Raw genomic sequence first — 18736 nt, 5'->3', positions numbered from 1 at the left:
GTGAGGCGCACAGTGTAACGCATGCACTGCCTAAGAGGGGCAACCTTGTAGAGGCGAAGATGACATCGTGATAACGTCGTGTGTATATTCGACAATCATTACGTAGCGTCTAGGACGTTATTGGGGCAGGTGTGCAGTGACAGTAACTGTTTCGATGCACTTCGTGAACAAACTGCTATATGGCTTAACGGACAGCGTACCGTTCCACAGCCGCTATTTAGAACAGGCGGGCATTTCGCCCTTTTTGCTAAGCGCGCCCAACGGACGGGTGACCGTTGAACAATTTGCCGAGCTTTATCGGCTTATCGCTCTTGAACTAGACGATGAGACACCGCGTTTTTTTTCACGCCCACTGCGCTGCGGAACGCTGAAACTACTCTGTTTAAGCCTGCTGGATGCCCCCACCCTGCACGTCGCCTTGCACCGCTATACTCAGTTTTTCAGAGTCATGCTGGACGATTTTAGTTACGCGTTTACCGTTAACAATGGTGTGGCACGCATGGCGTTAGTTGAGCATGCCACGCTGCCCGGTAGTCGCATTTTAATACACGAGCTGATGCTGAAACTGTTCCACGGCATTGCGTCATGGATGATCGCCCGCAAAATCCCCCCTGTATTGATGGAGTGTAATTACGCGCCGCCCTCTTATAATGCGGACTACCTTTATTTCTATCCTGGCAAGGTGCGCTTTAACCAACCCCAAACCGCCATGTCGTTTGATCAATCGTTATTAAATCACCCTATCCGGCAAACCAAACAACATCTGGCCGCCTTTTTACAGCGCGCCCCGGCCGATTGGTTTTATGTCTCATTTGAGGAGCAGCTGTTAACTCACCGGGTACGCGAGCATCTAAGGCGCCACTTACCTGCGGCGGCCAACGTTGCCCATGTGGCCGATGCGCTGCATATGTCGGTACGCACGTTATCGCGCCGTTTAAAGCAGGAAGGCACGCATTTCCAAGCCGTCAAAGATGAATTTCGCCGCGATTATGCGGTTCAGGCTTTAACCCGCAGCGCTCAGCCGCTTGCCTCTATTGCCGAAACCCTCGGGTTTGAAGACTTAGCCTGTTTTAGTCGGGCCTTTAAGCAGTGGACCGGAAATTCGCCCGCCGCCTATCGAAAGGCAACGACAGCGGGCGTTAAGCGATAGCCTCTTATATTTCCGTTCGGATACGCTTTTTATCCAGTTTGCCGACGCTGGTTTTAGGAATTTCATCGACCATGCGGATAAGCGACGGAATGCCCCAGCGATTGATGGCGCCCTGCTCGACAAACTGCTCCATAAAGGCTTGCACCTCCTCTGCCGTAGGCGGGTTCTTCAGATCGCTGGGCACCACTAACGCCGCTGGGCGCTCGCCCCATTTATCATCGGCAACGCCAATTACAGCCACCTCAGCAACGCCTGGGCACTGGCTGATATAGCTTTCCAATTCAAGTGATGAAAGCCACTCACCGCCGGTCTTAATAACATCCTTAATGCGGTCACTAATGGCTAAGAAGCCGTGCTCATCAATGGAGCCTACATCGCCCGTATGTAGCCAACCATCGCGCCATAGCTCTTCGCTGCGCTTTTCTTCTTTGTAGTAGGCCTGAGTGAGCCAGGGTGCCTGGGCGCGCACTTCACCGACACTTTCACCATCATGGGGTAGCGGTTTACCGTCGGTATCGACCACTTGTAGCTTCACCAAGGGTACCGGCAGCCCCGCTTTGCAGCGCCAAGGAAGTTGAGTATCGAAATCGGCTTCGCCAACCTCGCGCGGTAGGATATCAGCCGTGAGCAGTGGGCAAGTTTCCGACATGCCGTAGGCACTGCGCGTATCGATACCCAGCGACCAAGCGCGGCTGGCCAGCGCTTGAGTGAGCGCACTGCCACCTACCAGCACTTTCCAGCCACTTAGGTCTACTTTTTTCGACGCAATCGCATCCGCACTGACCACCATGTTCAACAGCGTAGGAACGCAGTGAGAAAAATCGACTTTTTCACTGACCAACAGCTTCACCAGCATCTCGGGCTCGTATTTGCCCGGATACACCTGAGTGGCCCCCATCAGCGTCGCCGTATAGGGAACCCCCCACGCATGCACATGGAACATTGGCGTGATGGGCATGTAGACCTTGTCACGATTGAGCAACTCAAAGCCCGGCGCTTGGAAGGTGCTCGCTTCGCCCAGTGTGTGCAGCACAAGCTGGCGGTGGGTAAAAAACACGCCTTTGGGGTTGCCCGTGGTGCCCGTGGTGTAAAACAGCGTGGCCACGGCGTTTTCATCAAAGATGGGGAAATCGTAATGACTGGGCTGCTCACTTAATAACGCCTCAAACTCGCCCACCAATGGTAGCGAGGTGCTGACATCTTTCGCCTCCTCCTGGCACAGCATGTAGCCGTGAATATTGGGTAACTTATCCGCTAGAGGCTCAAGCAGGGGTACAAAATCTTCGTGCACCAGTACGAACACATCTTCGGCGTGCTCCATGGTGTAGAGAATCTGCTCGGGCGCTAAGCGCACGTTCACCGTGTGCAGCACAGCGCCAATCATGGGAATGGCGAAGAAGCACTCAAGGTAGCGGTGGCTGTCCCAATCCAGGACGGCCACCACATCGCCTGCTTTTACGCCCTTTGCCGTCAGCGTATGGGCAAGTTGATGCACCCGTTCACGAAAACGTCGGTAATCGTGGCGGCACTGGTCGCGATAAACAATTTGGTTGTTACCCGCCATACGCACGCCCGACTCAAGCAGGTCGCCGATTAACAGTGGAGAATTAGTCGCGGAAGGCGTTGGAGGAAGAATCTTGGGCGTTATCGTCGACATAAATACTCACCTTTTTGATCGTGTTGGCAGAATTAACCTATGAGTTCCGAAAGGAAACTTGACGCCTGTAATCACCAGCGCTCAATCAGCAGCGCAATGCCCTGTCCTCCGCCGATACACAGCGTCACTAGACCAAAGCGGCCCCCGGTACGCTCTAATTCATGTAAAGCTTTTAAGATTAGGATGGCGCCGGTGGCACCTACTGGGTGCCCAAGCGCTACTGCGCCGCCGTTGGGGTTAAGTTTTTCTAGCGGGAAGCCCAGTGTGTCGGCAACGGCCATTGCTTGAGCCGCAAAGGCTTCATTGGACTCAATGACATCGATATCGTTGATGTGCAACCCCGCTTGCTGAAGGCAGCGTTTAACGGCGGGGATTGGCCCTAGCCCCATCAGCGAAGGCTCTACGCCGGCCGTTGTAGCAACCCGCAGCCGTGCACGCGGGGTTAAGCCACGCGCCTTGGCTTCCTCTGCGTGCGCCAGCACTAACGATGCCGCACCATCATTAATACCCGAGGCGTTACCCGCCGTCACGATCCCACCTTTTTTGAAGGCCGGCTTTAGACGGGCTAAATCGCTAAGTTCGACGCCTTCACGCACATGCTCGTCGCGCTTAAAGGAGATCGTCTGTTTGCCTTGGGCAACGTCTACCGCCACGATTTGCTCATCAAAACGTCCTTCGGCAATAGCCCGGGCCGCCTTTTGGTGACTATCGACGGCAAACTGATCGAGCTGCTCGCGGGTTAAGCCATACTGCTTGGCGATGTTTTCTGCCGTCATGCCCATGTGCCCGCTGCCAAACGGGTCGCTGAGAATACCTAGGGTAAGATCCTGAATATTGGCATCTCCCATGCGTATTCCATTACGCGCCTGGGGTGGCAGCACATAGGCACCGCGTGACATGGACTCAGCCCCACCCGCTAGCGCCAGACGACTATCGCCCAGGGCAATTTGTTGGGCGGCAGACACCACGGCTTGCACACCGGAACCACACAGCCGGTTCACGTTAAAGGCGCCCGCCTCTTTGGGGGCGCCAGCATTCAATGCAATATGACGCGCAAGATAGGCATCCTGAGGGCCGGTGGTAATAATGTGCCCATACACCGAGTGGTCAATATCCTCACCCGCCACTCCCGCCCGACGCAGCGCTTCCTGGGCAGTAATCGTCCCTAGCTCAAAAGGCGCCAGCGATGAGAGTGTCCCCCCAAACCCTCCAATGGCAGTGCGTGCACCGCCCAAAATGACAACGCTATCCAGCTGCATGTGAACTCCTTAATCATGGCGCACGGCTGAGGGCTTATGCGACTTTTCCCAGCAGCGAACGCGCGACAACTTCTTTCATAATTTCCGAACTACCGGCATAAATAGTTTGTACGCGGGCGTCCAAGTAAAAGCGTGAAATGGGGTATTCATGGGTATAGCCATACCCCCCAAACAGCTGAAGGCAACGATCGACAGCACGGCACTGTAGCTCGCTAAGCTGTAGTTTTAGGATAGCTGCATCCGTGCTGGTCATCGTGCCATGGCGGTATTTATCGACACATTGATCAAAATACGCCCGCGCCATGTCCAGCTGCGCCTTTATTTCAGCCAGCGTAAAACGCGTGTTTTGAAAGTCTGCCACCCGCTGGCCGAAGGCGTGGCGCTGGGTTACGTAATCAAGCGTCAACGCGAGCGCCCCTTCAACGGCACCCAGCGCTTGAGCGCCTACCCCTAAGCGCTCCCGGGGCAGCTCTTGCATCAAATAGCGAAAACCCGCGCCTTCTTCGCCCAGTAAGGCGTTGTGTGGCAACAACAGTTGATCAAACGCCAGCTCTGCCGTATCGCTGGCATGCTGGCCAATTTTCTTGATCGGCTTACCCCGCGAAAAACCAGGTAACGCCGTGTCTACCAAAAATAGCGATACCCCTTTCGCGCCTGCTGTTGGGTCGGTTTTCGCACACACGATCACTAGATCGGCTACTTGGCCATTGGTAATGAACAGTTTGCTGCCGTTAAGCACCCAGCCATCAGCGGTTTTATTAGCGCGCGTTTTCATAGCCGCTAAGTCGCTACCGGCGTGGGGTTCGCTCATAGCAATGGCCCCCAGGCACTCACCTTGGGCCATGCCGGGCAGCCATGTCTCACGCTGCTCGTCAGTGCCTAGGTTTTGAAGGTAGGGCATCACTATATTGGCGTGAATGTTATAAGCGCTGGCTAATCCTCCAAAGCCCTGGCGGGAGATTTCCTCAAGCGTTAGCTGGGTAATGGCAATATCAGCGCCAGCGCCACCCCAGGTGTCATCAAGATCAATTCCTAATAACCCGGCAGCCCCTAGGGCTTTCCACAGTGAACGGGGTATTTCTCCAGCCTCCTCCCACTGTTGGTAAAAAGGAGCGACCTCTTGCGCTAAACAGCGCGAAATCATGGCATGAAACAGCTCGTTGGTTTGGGCGTCCATGCTTACTCCTTAAGATCTTGGCGAAGATGACGTTTGAGGATTTTACCTGCCGTGCTTTTGGGTAGCGTGTCGGCAAACACCACGCGCTTAGGTACTTTATAGGGAGCGATCAAGCTTTTAGCATGGTGAATTAGCGCTTCTTCGCTCACCTCTTGCCCCTCTTTCACCACCACAACGGCGGTAATGGCCTCTATCCATTTTTCATCGGGCAGGCCAACCACCGCCACCTCAGATATAGCTGAATGCTTGAAAAGGGCTTCTTCCACTTCTCGGCTTGCTACCAGTACACCGCCGGTATTGATAACGTCTTTAATGCGATCAACCACATACAGGTAGCCTGCTTCGTCGAAATAGCCCACGTCGCCGGAGTGGAACCATCCGCCCTGAAAGGCCTCGGCGGTCATATCAGGTTTATCCCAGTAACCTGTCATTAACTGAGGCGAGCGGTGAACAATCTCCCCATGTTCGCCAGGAGGCACGTCGTTCATATCTAAATCGACGATGCGGGTTTCCACGGTGAGAATTGGCCGCCCTGCTGAGGCTGGGCGTTCGGCATGTTCTTCTGGACGCAACACTGTGGCTAAAGGGGCAATCTCACTCTGCCCATAGCAGTTATAAAGCCCCACCCCATGAAAGCGCTGCTGCATCTCTTCTAAAACGGGCACCGGCATAATGGAGGCCCCGTAATAGGCTTTTTTAAGGCTGGTTAAATCAAACTGATCAAACGTCGCGTGGCGCAGCAGGCTGATCCAGACGGTTGGCGGGGCAAAAAACGAGGCAATGTTATGCTCTGAAATCGCAGCGAGACAGCTATCTGGAAGCGGCGCCTCAAGTAGATAAACGGGCGCGCCCAGCAGCAAGGCGGGCATTAAAAAAACATGCATCTGCGCCGAGTGGTAAAGCGGCAAAGCGGCTAACATCGCGTCGCTGCTGTTTATATCCAGTTCGACCATGCAGGCCATGTACTCAGCCATTAACGCCTGATGACTCATCATCGCGGCTTTGGGTGCTGCGGTGGTTCCCGAGGTGTAAAGCAGTTGGGCTAAGCTACTTCCCTCTAGCGTCACCTCTGGCTCATGGCATGCGTGAGAAGTGTGCGCGCACGTCAGCACGTCAAAGCCTGTTTCGTCACCTTCGTCAGCGGCATACAAGGTTCCCTCTAGGATTAACCCTAAACCTTGTGTCGCTTCAGTTACCTTATCGGCTAGCACCCTGTCGCTGAGCAGCCCTTTCGCCCCCGACTGCTCCAGGATATAGCGCAGCTCTTCGCTGCTGAGCGCAAAGTTGATGGGCACATGCACAAGCCCGGCCTTGGTGGCTGCCAGCCAAGCAATTACGTAGGCATCGGAGTTCTTGCCGTATACCGCCAACCGGTCCCCTGGCGAAAGCCCTGCCTCCAGCAAGCCATTGGCGACTTGGTTAGCAGCGTTGTTGAGCGCTTGATAATTCCATGACCGTTCACCAAAAGTCAGCGCTGGCCGCTGTGCGTACTTGCGAGCGCTGCGGTTTAACGCAGCGCCGATGGTATTGCGGTGGATTAAATGCGTGTTCGACATGCCAAGTCCTTTTTATATTGTGTTTAATTGGCAGGGCGTTAGCTATTAACGAGCGGGCAGACACTCTCTGACAGGGGGCGAAACGCCTCTTCGGCAGGAATGGTTCGCACTACTCGGAAAAGGTCGTCTTCGTCGGCAGACTCATCCGGCGATTTCACCTCAACCAGATACATGTCGTGCACCATGCGACCGTCTTCACGAATGTAGCCGTTGGTGGCGAAAATATCGTTAATCGGGGTATCGGCCATCTGTTGGCGCACCGTTTGGGTGTCGTCTGTACCCGTGGCTTCAATGGCGTTTAAATAGTGAAGCGTGCTGGAGTAGAGGCCCGCGTGAACCATGGTTGGCATACTGCCCGTGCGCTCGCGGAAGCGCTCAGCCCAGGCACGCGTTTCTTCGTTTAAGTCGTAATACCATGCTTTCGTGAACTGCAGCCCTTGGGCATTTTCTAAACCAATGCTGCGTATATCCGTGCTGAACAGCACCATGCCCGCTAAAATTTGGCCCGCTTGCGCAATACCAAACTCGCCGGCTGTTTGCACGGCATTAATGGTATCGCCGCCGGCATTATTTAAGGCAATGACGTCAGCGCCAGACGCTTGGGCCTGAAGCATAAAGGAGGAGAAATCATTATTGGGGAATGGGTGTCGCGCCCGTCCTACTATGGTGCCACCGTTTTCGGTAACCACACGCTCCACATCGGCCTCGAGTGCATGTCCAAAAGAGTAGTCGGCGCTTAACAGATACCAGTTCTTGTAGCCTTCATCGGTAATCGCTTTTGCCGTACCGTTGGACATTGCCCAGGTATCGTAGACCCAGTGGATATGGTTAGGGGAGCAGTGCTCGTTAGTCACTCCAGATGACACCGCGCCATTCACCAGGCCCAGTTTATCGGCGTCTTGTAAAAGACTAACAGCCGCCAATGTGACCGATGATGCCACTAGGCCAGTCACCATATCGACGTTGCGCTCATCAATCCACTCGCGCACAACGCTTGACCCTACATCCGGGCTATTACGGTCATCGGCACTGAAAACCACTATGTTGGCGCCGTGCACGCTGCCACCCACATCTTCAATCGCCATTTCAATGGCGTCCTGCCCTAGTGGGCCAATAGGGTCTCGATAAACACCAGACATATCAGCCAGATAGCCAATCCGGATCTCATTATCTGAAATCCCATCGTTAGCAAAGGCACTCGGAGTAAAACTGGCAGCAAGCAGAGCAGCCGATAGCGCAGAAAGAGCAAAAGTTCGTGATAGTTGCATAGTGATTAACCTGTCTATTGTTGTTATTGGGTAGGCCTTAATGGCGCTTTAGGCCATGGCTCTTTTTCATAGTAAGAGTAAAAATCGCTTATCTGTTTACCTATCAAGCCAGTTTTTTTGCAATTCGTGCCATTCGTCGCCGTCATCTATTGTCACGATCCATTAGTCGATGCTGCTTACCAGCGTTACAATAGCGTTTTGTAGCAGAGCAGGAGCAAGGTGTGGGCACACCCGATACAGATAACTTTTTACCCGAGGCGCTGCAGTTTCGTCCCGAGTCGCCGCTGGTAGATATTGGCGCCAACCTGACCCACGAAAGTTTTCAGCGTGACCTTGGTGATGTCATTGCCAGGGCGAAAGCAGCCAATGTGTCCACGTTAATAGTGACCGGCACGGATCTCGAACATGCCCAACAAGCGATTGCCATGGCGCAGCAGTTCTCAGGCGTATACGCGACCGCTGGCGTCCATCCTCATGACGCTAAAGGCTGGAACAGTGATGTCGCTAGCCAGTTAAAAACGCTGTATGAGAGACCAGAAGTTGTCGCTGTTGGTGAGTGTGGCTTGGACTTTAACCGCAACTTTTCGACGCCTCAGCAGCAGGAGCAAGCATTTGAGGCCCAATTAGAGCTTGCCGTTGAAAGCGGTTTGCCGCTTTTCTTGCATGAGCGCGATGCGGGCCAACGCATGAAAGAGATACTGCGCAGCTGGCGAGATGACATCAGCCAAGCAGTTATTCACTGCTTTACCGCTGACCGCGCAACGCTACATGGCTACCTTGACCTTGACCTGCACATTGGCTTAACCGGCTGGATTTGCGACGAGCGTCGAGGCCACTCACTGCGCTCGCTGGTTAACGACATTCCCCTTGAGCGATTAATGGTGGAAACCGACTGTCCTTATCTGCTGCCCCGCAACCTTCCTGCAAAATTGAAAGGGCGCCGACACGAGCCAGCCCTGCTACCCTGGATTGTAAAAGAAATTGCCCTTTGGCATAACGTCAGTGAAGCCGAGCTGGGGGCTGAAACAACCCGCACAGCTCAGCGTTTTTTCCGCATCGACGCGGCATCTTAATAGGAGTGATAGCGTGGCTGATTATCCAGGATTTATTGCCATTGAGACGGGCGACGAAGATGGCTTGCCACTGGTTATTGCCTGGTCACTGCCGGATGGTCGTATCAAGCAGACCCTGATCCAGCCTGATGATAGCTGGATCACTGAAGATACGAATGTCATGGGCGCTTATAGTATTGAAGAGCTTGAGAGCTTGGGTGTTAGCCCGCTAGATGTCATTCGCGAGCTAGAGACCGATTATTTTTCAGCAACGCTCTATACCAGTGACAACGGTGACGATGAAGCCGCCATAGCGCGCCTATTTGATACTTACGGGCTTGATCCGTTTATTGAATTAGCGCCTGCCAACGTGCTTTACGATAAGGTCAGCGCTAGCGAGTGGCATAGGCTGCGCAGTGAAACCTTCAATGATCTCGGCCTTGAACCCATGCGGCCAGAAGACGAAATAACCGTCATGCTTTCTTTGCATCAACGGCTTACCGAGCAAGATTAAACCGTACAGGCCGTCTTAGCCCTCAAGGTTAATCGTCCCTGCTGAATAGCCTTGTTAAGCGTATCGACGCATTGATAGTAGCGCGTCAACGCAACATAAAACGCGTGGGCGCGCGCTGGAAGCCCTTCTTCCTGATAGCGTCTGGCCCGCGCAGCTACTTTGCGTGAGAACTGCTCACGATCTACGTCTACGTCACCCCCTAGATTATCGACGCTGACATGAAAGGTGCGCTCACAGGCCTGCGTAAATAGCTTCTCAAGCGCTTGGGGAGCGATTTCCGCTTGCTCAAACGCCAGCTGCTGCTCGGCATTTCGCCCATCAGGTAGATACCAGTAGCCGTAATCTTCTAATTGGCGCCGCTTATCACCCGCAATACACCAATGGCTAATTTCATGCAGTGCGCTGGCAAAATAACCGCGGGCAAAAATAATTTGGTGGTATGGCCTATCACGCGTTGCCGGCAGGTAAAGCGGCTCATCACCACCTTTCACCAGCCGCGTCTGATAACTATCTGCAAAAATGCCATCAAACAGCGTCACTATATCGTTCAGCGTCCAACGACCTTCGTTATGAGTTGCCATAGTGTCACTTTACCCATCAATTTTGAGCAGTATATCCCAACGTCGTGCGCACACTAAAGCACTCTACTGGTTGAACAGGGAACGAAAAACTTAGCAACTCCTGCTAATCTATCGGCTTTTCCTGGGCCACTTAACTAACTAGGAGCCTGACCTTGGGCGGCTTTGCTAAACAGATCAAATCAACCTATTGGCCAGAAACCCGCATGCTGGTGGCGCTAGCGCTGCCTATCTGCGGCGCACAGCTCGCCCAAGCGGGCATGAGCGTGGTTGATGTGATGATGACGGGACGCTACAACGCGACTTCTCTTGCGGCAGTATCAGTAGGTTCAAGCCTATGGATGCCACTCATGCTATTTATGACGGGTACGCTGATGGGGTTAACCCCGATTGTAGCGCACCTCTTAGGCGGCCAGCGAAACGCTGCTATACGCCCTGCCGTGCATCAAGCACTTTGGGTAGCGCTTGCACTCGGCATCGTGGCGGCTTTGTTACTCTGGTTTTCTGTCATACCAATATTCAAGCTGATGGATGTACCTAGCGCGGTGGCTAGTGAGTCTGCTGCGTATCTTTCTGCGGTGGCCTTGGGCATGCCCGGCATTGCGATTTTCCAAGCACTCAGGGCTTTCTCTGATGGCATGAACCATACCCGGCCAGCGCTATGGATCAGCTTGGTAGGACTGACGGTTAATATTCCCAGTAACTATGTATTGATCTATGGCGGCGATGGCCTGACAAACCTCTTAGGTGATTGGTTGCCTACTGCCGTTCAGCAACTACCCGCTCTTGGTGCTTTCGGCTGTGGTATTGCCACGGCACTTTCAATGTGGACGATGGCGCTCGCGATGGCCTATTACACACGTAAAGGACGCACTTATCGCAGCGTTTCATTATGGCAGCAGCTAACCCCGCCCAATCTAACGGGTATTCGTGAGCTGGTTGTTGTGGGAGTACCTATTGGCGTCGCGATTTTTGTCGAAGTAACGCTTTTCACACTGATTGCACTCTTCATTGCCAGTTTTGGCGAGGTCACCGTGGGTGCCCACCAAATCGCCCTAAGCTATACCACCATTCTCTTTATGCTTCCCATGTCACTGAGCATGGCGTTAACGGTACGCGTGGGCAACACTCTTGGGCGGCAGCGGCTGGCATTAGCCCGAAAAGTCGCCTGGAATGGTATCGTCATCAGCATCATCGTAGCGGCTATTAACAGCTCCCTCATATGGATAACGGCAGAGCCGGTCATTTCACTCTACACCTCAAACCCTGATGTCCAGGCATTAGCAATAACTATCATCGCACTGGCCGTTATTTTTCAGCTTTCAGATTCATTACAGGTTAATTTAGCTGGCGCGCTAAGAGGTTATAAAGATACACGCATCGTCATGATTATCACGGTGTTGTCCTACTGGATTGTTGGCTTAGGCGGCGGGCACTGGTTAGGAACTCACGGCGTAGGCGGAGTGTCTGAGCCGATGGGTGTACATGGCTACTGGATAGGATTAATCGCGGGGCTCAGCACTGCTGCTGTTTTACTTGGGTGGCGGTTAAAGTGGATCAGCCAAAAGGAGTAACCCCTCTATGACACCCTTTACTACCAAAGGATTCCTTGCTGCATTCTGTGCCACCTCTTTGCTAGCGGGATGCGGCAATAACAACGCTGAACAGCCCTGGGTTGCTTATCATGAGCAGTTAACCACGGATCTTAATCTCTCAACGGCTATTGAGCGTTCTCCGCCACGCAACATTGGCGCTTTCCCCGATCTTCAAAGCAGGCAAATTCACGTTCCTGAAATACGTGAAAGCTTGCTGAATGTTTATGCGCTACGGGAGTGCCAAATCACCTCGCTCGTTGCTGCACGCAACAATCAATTGGGACGCGTTGCACCACCCAGCCAGCAGTGGCTTTACGAACGTACCCTCTGGCAGCGTTTAAGCAGCTGTTGGAACAGCGAGGCCGTGAGTGAGTTAAGCGATGAAAACAGAGAGCGCCTTGAAACATTAACGTTACAAAAAACCGCTCAGTTACCCGCAGTAAGTTGGAATGCTATCTTTGAATCTGCCGAATGGGAAAAGAGTTTTTCCAGAGCTAGCGAACCTTTAAACCCACCCAGCACGGCTGATTTTTCTCAACAGCTTGCATCGCTTAAATACCTGTATCAAATGGTAGTGAATCAATTTAGTCGTGAGTGGCAACAAGACTCTACTACCCTTGAGAATCACCTTAAAACGCTTCAAGAACGTCCCCTAACCGCCGAGTTTCTTCGCTCACTACTTCTCGCTGAACAGCGTTTGAGTGAGGCTAATAACGTGCTTTCAGAGCAACCACTATCTGACGACACATGCTTACTGCCTTGGGATAACTCCTGGCTTACATCCCTAGAGCAACATGCAGAGCAGTGGCTTATTTCGATCAACCAACTCATCGACGCTCACAATATCACTCCGCCAGAAAGCATTGTGGAGTATCAATATACGTGGCTATCAATGAGCAATCCCAGTGCGCCTTGGCAGCAATTTCAAACCGCGCAAGCCACCCACGAACAGCTTAGAAATCGCTTTCCAACCTGCACGACCACGTAAAAAATACGTTCTCCTCTTAACCTTCTGGTAAACCTGTGCTATTGGTGAACTATGTGGTGAGCAAAAACGCTTACCAATGTCGAGACCACGCAGCACAAGGAGGGACACCATGGGCGCACCCCAGTCACCCCGCTCTGCCCAGGTCATCGACCTGGATACCGTGCGTCAGCATCATCAGGCGCAGCAATGTTTGGTTCGTCTAGCACCTGAGTTAGATGGATTAGAGATGGTTTACCAGCTCGCTGCGAGTCCCGACACCTACTATGGCCTGCCTATTTTGGCATGGGGCCTGCGCAAAGACGGTAGCGTGGTTGGGCTAGTGCCTTGGATGGAAAAACTAGCGACTTGCCATGATTTAGATAGCCAAGAGAGTGGCCTATTCATCGGTTATCGTGACCCGGAGACGGAAGAAGTCTTCGAACTTCCCCCCGACCACAAGTATGACGAATTAACTGCGGCGGCAACCTACTTTGAGTACGAAGCGTCAGAAGAGGTGTCACTGATCCAGCAACTCCCTGATACGCTGGGTACCCATGCTTTATGCATGAATCATCCCAATGCCCCTTGGCATATGAAAGCCGTCTACGGCTGGCGCCTCTATAGTGATGGCAGCGTAGAAGCCCTCCTGGCTGATGAACAAAAAGCCACCATGACGCCGATCTTACTTGGCGATAAGTGTCTATACGAAGCCCATTTACGCCATCAAACGGTTTACTTCTTTCAACGACATATCGCCAATCAAATTATGGAAGAGGACCCTGCTACGCTAGATGCATTGGCAATGATGGTTGTCCCCCACGGAGAAGATAATTAGGTCAACTACTTGCGAGGCTATTCACCATTAGTCGGTACTAGCCTCGCTACACTCCACAGGCTTAGGCTAAACGGATAAAGTAGAGATAGTAGCCACTTTCTTCGTGCTTCGTTAACAACTCGTGGCCTAAAAACTGACAAAACTTAGGAACGTCTCGAGTCGTCGCGGGATCGGTAGCTATTACTTTCAGTATTTGCCCTGACACCATGTCGCGCACTTGGTTGTGCATCAGCATGATGGGTTCAGGGCAGTATAGTCCAGTGGTGTCTAGCGATGCGTCAAATGCTTGCGTGTCGTCGGTATTAACAGTCATTTATATTCTCGGTTAGGAACCAACAGCATGATAAAAGTAATCATTGAAAGGCGCATTATGCCCGGCCTGGAAGAAGAGTTTGAGCAAGCTGCACGCGAAGCCATGCGCGTTTCCCTTGGTGTAAGAGGGTTTGTTGGTGGGGAAACGCTGGTAGAGCTTGGCCATACGGATCGGCGCCTAATGATTACCAAATGGCGCGATCTGCGCGCTTGGAAAGAGTGGCATACAAGTGAGGCCCGCGCAGTCGCTATGCAGCGTATTTTACCGCTATTAACCGAAGAAGAAACCATTCGGGTCTATGAGCCAGGCTATTAACGTTTCGGCTCACTTAGCGGGTTTATTAATGAATTAACCGCACATGTACCGTCACCTCTTCTCGGTCATGGTAGAGGTGACGGCAGGAAACTGTAGCCCGCACGCCTGCCTCTGCTAGCGTCTCTTCCAACGATGTTAAACAGCGCGTGACCTCTTCCCAGCGCTTTTTCATTGGCAGCTTAAGGTTGAAAATCGCCTCGCGACACCATTTCCGTGTAAGCCAGCGCTCCACCATTGCCAGTACACGTACGGGCTTATCGACAATATCGCATACCAGCCAATCAAGACGCTGAGGCGGCTCCCAGCTAAAGCCATCTTCTTTAAGGTGATCGATCTGACCAGTCGCCATTAGCGATTTATCCATCGGCCCATTATCAATAGCGTAAACATACATGCCGCGCTGTACCAGCTGCCATGTCCATCCACCTGGGGCTGCCCCTAAATCCGCTGCCTGCATATGCGCAGACAGCCGATCTCCCCACTGCTCGCGTGGAATAAACTCATGCCAGGCTTCTTCTAGTTTTAGCGTTGAACGGCTAGGCGCTCGAGAAGGGAAGCGCAAGCGACGGATGCCGTTAATCAGTTCGCTCCGATTATCAGGGAAGCTCATACCAAGCTGTACACGGTCGCCATCGGTCCAAAAAATATGCAGCCGACGTCCACCTGCTTTACCACGCAGAGAACCACGCTTCTTTAGCATACTCTGCAATGGCTTCGTCAGCGCTTTTATCAAGCCTGCCAGTGCTTTTCCGTCATTGGTATCGGGCGTTTCATGCCAAATTTCTTCAAAGCTCCAACGGCTTGCTTTCACTTGATCCAAAATAGCCGTCAAACGGTCATCCCTTGAGAGAGCCAGTGCCGGAAGCGCAGCTAAGCTTTGGCGTGCAAAAATAAGCCGCTTAAATGCTGCCTGGCGGTGCACTTCATTGATCGGCTCTCCATCTAAACGTGTCAAACTCACCCACCCCTCCCCCTGCGCAGGCTCACAGGAGACACCTTGCTGTTTGGCGTGGTGCTGCATTTCTGACAGCGCATCGCCTTCAAAACCTGGCCGGCAATAAACTAGCCACGACGTGGGTACCGTTTCACTCACCTATTCACCTCAACGTTTACCTAACAAAACTTAAATAGTTATCTAGCTGATTATTAAAGCGCATAATAACACTTATCTAGCAGGTGTTATTTTGTTTAGCGCATAGCAAAACGCCCCGAGCACGTTGTGCTCGGGGCGTTTCTTAATAAGTGCCTGACGATGACCTACTCTCGCATGGGGAGACCCCACACTACCATCGGCGCTAAGCGGTTTCACTGCTGAGTTCGGCAAGGGATCAGGTGGTTCACGCTCGCTATGGTCGTCAGGCGTAACAGGTAATGTACATCATGCTGGGCGTCATTGACGTGTTTTGTGATCGTCTCTTGTCAGCAAGCGCTTTGGCTCACTGCTGCGTATCCGGTTTTCGTTATCACTACGACCAGACCCCTTGGGTGTTATAGGGTCAAGCCTCACGGGCCATTAGTACACGTTAGCTCAACGCCTTGCAGCGCTTCCACACCGTGCCTATCAACCAGCTGGTCTCGCTGGGCCCTTTAGGAGGATCAAGTCCTCGGGGATGTCTCATCTTGAAGGGGGCTTCCCGCTTAGATGCTTTCAGCGGTTATCCTGTCCGACCATAGCTACCCGGCAATGCCACTGGCGTGACAACCGGAACACCAGAGGGTCGTCCACTCCGGTCCTCTCGTACTAGGAGCAGCTCTTCTCAAACATCCAACGCCCACGGCAGATAGGGACCGAACTGTCTCACGACGTTCTAAACCCAGCTCGCGTACCACTTTAAATGGCGAACAGCCATACCCTTGGGACCGACTTCAGCCCCAGGATGTGATGAGCCGACATCGAGGTGCCAAACACCGCCGTCGATGTGAACTCTTGGGCGGTATCAGCCTGTTATCCCCGGAGTACCTTTTATCCGTTGAGCGATGGCCCTTCCATACAGAACCACCGGATCACTAGAACCTGCTTTCGCACCTGCTCGACGTGTCTGTCTCGCAGTCAAGCACCCTTATGCTCTTGCACTCATTGCACGATGTCCGACCGTGCTGAGGGTACCTTCGTGCTCCTCCGTTACTCTTTGGGAGGAGACCGCCCCAGTCAAACTACCCACCACACACTGTCCTCGATCCGGATAACGGACCTGAGTGAGAACGCCAATGATGCCAGGCTGGTATTTCAAGGTTGGCTCCACCCGAACTGGCGTCCGGGTTTCAAAGCCTCCCAGCTATCCTACACAGGCAACATCAGCGTCCAGTGTGAAGCTATAGTAAAGGTTCACGGGGTCTTTCCGTCTAGCCGCGGGTACACCGCATCTTCACGGCGATTTCAATTTCACTGAGTCTCGGGTGGAGACAGCGTGGCCATCATTACGCCATTCGTGCAGGTCGGAACTTACCCGACAAGGAATTTCGCTACCTTAGGACCGTTATAGTTACGGCCGCCGTTTACCGGGGCTTCAATCAAGAGCTTCGTCCGAGGACTAACACCATCATTTAACCTTCCGGCACCGGGCAGGCGTCACACCCTATACGTCCTCTTACGAGTTAGCAGAGTGCTGTGTTTTTACTAAACAGTTGCAGCCACCTGGTATCTTCGACCGGTTCGGGCTTAGAGAGCAAGTCTCATCACCCTACGCCGGCGTGCCTTCTCCCGAAGTTACGGCACCATTTTGCCTAGTTCCTTCACCCGAGTTCTCTCAAGCGCCTTGGGATTCTCACCCTGACCACCTGTGTCGGTTTGGGGTACGGTCGCACATGATCTGAAGCTTAGAGGCTTTTCCTGGAAGCGTGGCATCAGTGACTTCCTGACCGTGGTCAGTTCATCTCGTGTCTCGGCTTTAAGGTGCCGGATTTTCCTAGCACCTCGGCCTACTCACTTTCACCAGGACAACCAACGCCTGGCTCACCTAGCCTTCTCCGTCCCCCCATCGCAATCATGTCCGGTACGGGAATATTGACCCGTTTCCCATCGACTACGCCTTTCGGCCTCGCCTTAGGGGCCGACTCACTCTGCTCCGATTAGCGTCGAACAGAAACCCTTGGTCTTCCGGCGAGGGAGTTTTTCACTCCCTTTATCGTTACTCATGTCAGCATTCGCACTCGTGATACCTCCAGCGAACTTCTCAATTCACCTTCATCGGCTTACACGACGCTCCTCTACCGCTCATCCATAGGATGAACCCGTAGCTTCGGTACCTGGTTTAGCCCCGTTACATCTTCCGCGCAGGCCGACTCGACTAGTGAGCTATTACGCTTTCTTTAAAGGATGGCTGCTTCTAAGCCAACCTCCTAGCTGTCTGAGCCTTCCCACATCGTTTCCCACTTAACCAGGATTTGGGGACCTTAGCTGACGGTCTGGGTTGTTTCCCTTTTCACGACGGACGTTAGCACCCGCCGTGTGTCTCCCACGCTCATACTCGCCGGTATTCGGAGTTTGCCTCGGGTTGGTAAGTCGGGATGACCCCCTAGCCGAAACAGTGCTCTACCCCCGGCGGTAATACGTGAGGCGCTACCTAAATAGCTTTCGAGGAGAACCAGCTATCTCCGAGCTTGATTAGCCTTTCACTCCGATCCACAAGTCATCCAAATCTTTTTCAACAGATCCTGGTTCGGGCCTCCAGTTGATGTTACTCAACCTTCACCCTGCTCATGGATAGATCGCTCGGTTTCGGGTCTATATCCAGCGACTGTGTCGCCCAGTTAAGACTCGGTTTCCCTACGGCTCCCCTAAACGGTTAACCTCGCCACTGAATATAAGTCGCTGACCCATTATACAAAAGGTACGCAGTCACAGAACAAGTCTGCTCCTACTGCTTGTACGCACACGGTTTCAGGATCTATTTCACTCCCCTCTCCGGGGTTCTTTTCGCCTTTCCCTCACGGTACTGGTTCACTATCGGTCAGCCAGGAGTATTTAGCCTTGGAGGATGGTCCCCCCGTCTTCAGTCAAGGTTTCTCGTGCCCCGACCTACTCGATTTCACATACGCAGATTTTCGACTACGGGGCTATCACCCGCTACGGCCGTGCTTCCCAGCACGTTCGTCTAATCAGTTGCATGCTTAAGGGCTGCTCCCCGTTCGCTCGCCGCTACTAGGGGAATCTCGGTTGATTTCTTTTCCTCAGGGTACTTAGATGTTTCAGTTCCCCTGGTTCGCCTCCTACACCTATATATTCAGTGCAGGATACTCAGCTTATGCTGAGTGGGTTTCCCCATTCAGAAATGCCCGGGTCACAGGTTGTTTGCCACCTCGCCGAGCCTTATCGCAGGCTACCACGTCTTTCATCGCCTCTGGCTGCCTAGGCATCCACCGTGTGCGCTTCATTGCTTGACCCTATAACCCGAAGGAGTCTGGTATCTCGCAATGATAACGATTGCCGGATACGCTTGAGACGTATCACAAAACAATTACGTATAAACACTTCGAAGAAGTATTTATGTCAGCATGATA

Annotated in this window: 15 protein-coding genes and 2 rRNA genes; 7 read left to right on the top strand and 10 right to left on the bottom strand. The window is 53.0% G+C overall.

The features are described from left to right. The first annotated feature begins 136 nt into the window (after positions 1 to 136). A complete protein-coding gene (locus tag LG301_RS05620; RefSeq protein WP_404474151.1) occupies positions 137 to 1150 on the top strand; it encodes an AraC family transcriptional regulator ligand-binding domain-containing protein in 1014 nt (337 codons plus the stop codon). Positions 1151 to 1154: 4 nt separating this feature from the next. Here LG301_RS05620 and LG301_RS05615 read toward each other — a convergent pair whose 3' ends face one another. The 5 genes from LG301_RS05615 to LG301_RS05595 all read right to left on the bottom strand — a co-directional run bounded on the left by LG301_RS05615 (position 1155) and on the right by LG301_RS05595 (position 8067). After that, on the bottom strand, positions 1155 to 2807 hold the full coding sequence (locus LG301_RS05615; protein ID WP_404474149.1) for a fatty acid--CoA ligase: 1653 nt from the start codon (positions 2805 to 2807) through the stop codon (positions 1155 to 1157). A gap of 71 nt (positions 2808 to 2878) precedes the next feature. Further along, positions 2879 to 4066, bottom strand: a complete 1188-nt coding sequence (bktB, locus tag LG301_RS05610; RefSeq protein ID WP_404474147.1) for a beta-ketothiolase BktB — start codon at positions 4064 to 4066, stop codon at positions 2879 to 2881. 34 nt (positions 4067 to 4100) lie between these two features. After that, a complete protein-coding gene (locus LG301_RS05605; protein ID WP_404474145.1) occupies positions 4101 to 5243 on the bottom strand; it encodes an acyl-CoA dehydrogenase family protein in 1143 nt (380 codons plus the stop codon). Between the two features lie 2 nt (positions 5244 to 5245). Beyond that, on the bottom strand, positions 5246 to 6799 hold the full coding sequence (locus LG301_RS05600; RefSeq protein ID WP_404474143.1) for a fatty acyl-CoA synthetase: 1554 nt from the start codon (positions 6797 to 6799) through the stop codon (positions 5246 to 5248). A gap of 38 nt (positions 6800 to 6837) precedes the next feature. After that, complete coding sequence (locus LG301_RS05595) at positions 6838 to 8067, bottom strand: ABC transporter substrate-binding protein (protein WP_404474141.1); 1230 nt, start codon at positions 8065 to 8067, stop codon at positions 6838 to 6840. 221 nt (positions 8068 to 8288) lie between these two features. Between LG301_RS05595 and LG301_RS05590 the strand changes: the two genes are divergently transcribed. Both LG301_RS05590 and LG301_RS05585 read left to right on the top strand, forming a co-directional pair. Further along, positions 8289 to 9140 (top strand): TatD family hydrolase, encoded by an 852-nt coding sequence (locus tag LG301_RS05590; protein ID WP_404474139.1) that lies wholly within the window; start codon positions 8289 to 8291, stop codon positions 9138 to 9140. A 13-nt stretch (positions 9141 to 9153) separates the two neighbouring features. Continuing rightward, positions 9154 to 9633: a hypothetical protein gene (locus LG301_RS05585; protein ID WP_404474137.1), complete on the top strand. Its 480-nt coding sequence runs from the start codon at positions 9154 to 9156 to the stop codon at positions 9631 to 9633. Here LG301_RS05585 and LG301_RS05580 read toward each other — a convergent pair. Beyond that, positions 9630 to 10214, bottom strand: a complete 585-nt coding sequence (locus LG301_RS05580) for an elongation factor P hydroxylase (RefSeq protein WP_404474135.1) — start codon at positions 10212 to 10214, stop codon at positions 9630 to 9632. The genes LG301_RS05585 and LG301_RS05580 overlap by 4 nt on opposite strands. A gap of 152 nt (positions 10215 to 10366) precedes the next feature. Here LG301_RS05580 and LG301_RS05575 point away from each other — a divergent pair, with 152 nt between their 5' ends. From LG301_RS05575 to LG301_RS05565, 3 genes are all read left to right on the top strand, one after another. Then, positions 10367 to 11785, top strand: a complete 1419-nt coding sequence (locus LG301_RS05575; RefSeq protein WP_404474133.1) for an MATE family efflux transporter — start codon at positions 10367 to 10369, stop codon at positions 11783 to 11785. A gap of 7 nt (positions 11786 to 11792) precedes the next feature. After that, positions 11793 to 12794, top strand: a complete 1002-nt coding sequence (locus LG301_RS05570; protein ID WP_404474131.1) for a DUF3080 family protein — start codon at positions 11793 to 11795, stop codon at positions 12792 to 12794. Positions 12795 to 12903: 109 nt separating this feature from the next. Beyond that, positions 12904 to 13608 carry a hypothetical protein gene (locus tag LG301_RS05565; protein ID WP_404474129.1) on the top strand — a complete coding sequence of 235 codons (705 nt, stop codon included), beginning with the start codon at positions 12904 to 12906 and terminating at the stop codon, positions 13606 to 13608. A gap of 61 nt (positions 13609 to 13669) precedes the next feature. On the opposite strand, the gene tusA is transcribed toward LG301_RS05565, so the two are convergent. Continuing rightward, entirely contained in the window at positions 13670 to 13921 is a 252-nt protein-coding gene (gene tusA, locus LG301_RS05560; RefSeq protein ID WP_404474128.1) for a sulfurtransferase TusA, read from the bottom strand. Positions 13922 to 13948: 27 nt separating this feature from the next. Between tusA and LG301_RS05555 the strand changes: the two genes are divergently transcribed. Beyond that, positions 13949 to 14236 (top strand): antibiotic biosynthesis monooxygenase, encoded by a 288-nt coding sequence (locus LG301_RS05555; protein WP_263065260.1) that lies wholly within the window; start codon positions 13949 to 13951, stop codon positions 14234 to 14236. A gap of 25 nt (positions 14237 to 14261) precedes the next feature. On the opposite strand, the gene rlmM is transcribed toward LG301_RS05555, so the two are convergent. From rlmM to LG301_RS05540, 3 genes are all read right to left on the bottom strand, one after another. Further along, entirely contained in the window at positions 14262 to 15329 is a 1068-nt protein-coding gene (rlmM, locus tag LG301_RS05550; RefSeq protein ID WP_404474127.1) for a 23S rRNA (cytidine(2498)-2'-O)-methyltransferase RlmM, read from the bottom strand. Positions 15330 to 15480: 151 nt separating this feature from the next. Further along, a 5S ribosomal RNA gene (gene rrf / locus LG301_RS05545) occupies positions 15481 to 15596 on the bottom strand. 132 nt (positions 15597 to 15728) lie between these two features. After that, a 23S ribosomal RNA gene (locus LG301_RS05540) occupies positions 15729 to 18619 on the bottom strand. Positions 18620 to 18736: the final 117 nt, after the last annotated feature.

Source organism: Vreelandella venusta, assembly GCF_044809155.1.
Classification (GTDB): Bacteria; Pseudomonadota; Gammaproteobacteria; order Pseudomonadales; family Halomonadaceae; genus Vreelandella; species Vreelandella venusta_B.
The sequence above is the reverse complement of the archived record's forward strand: the minus strand, read 5'-3'. Positions and strand labels throughout refer to the sequence as shown.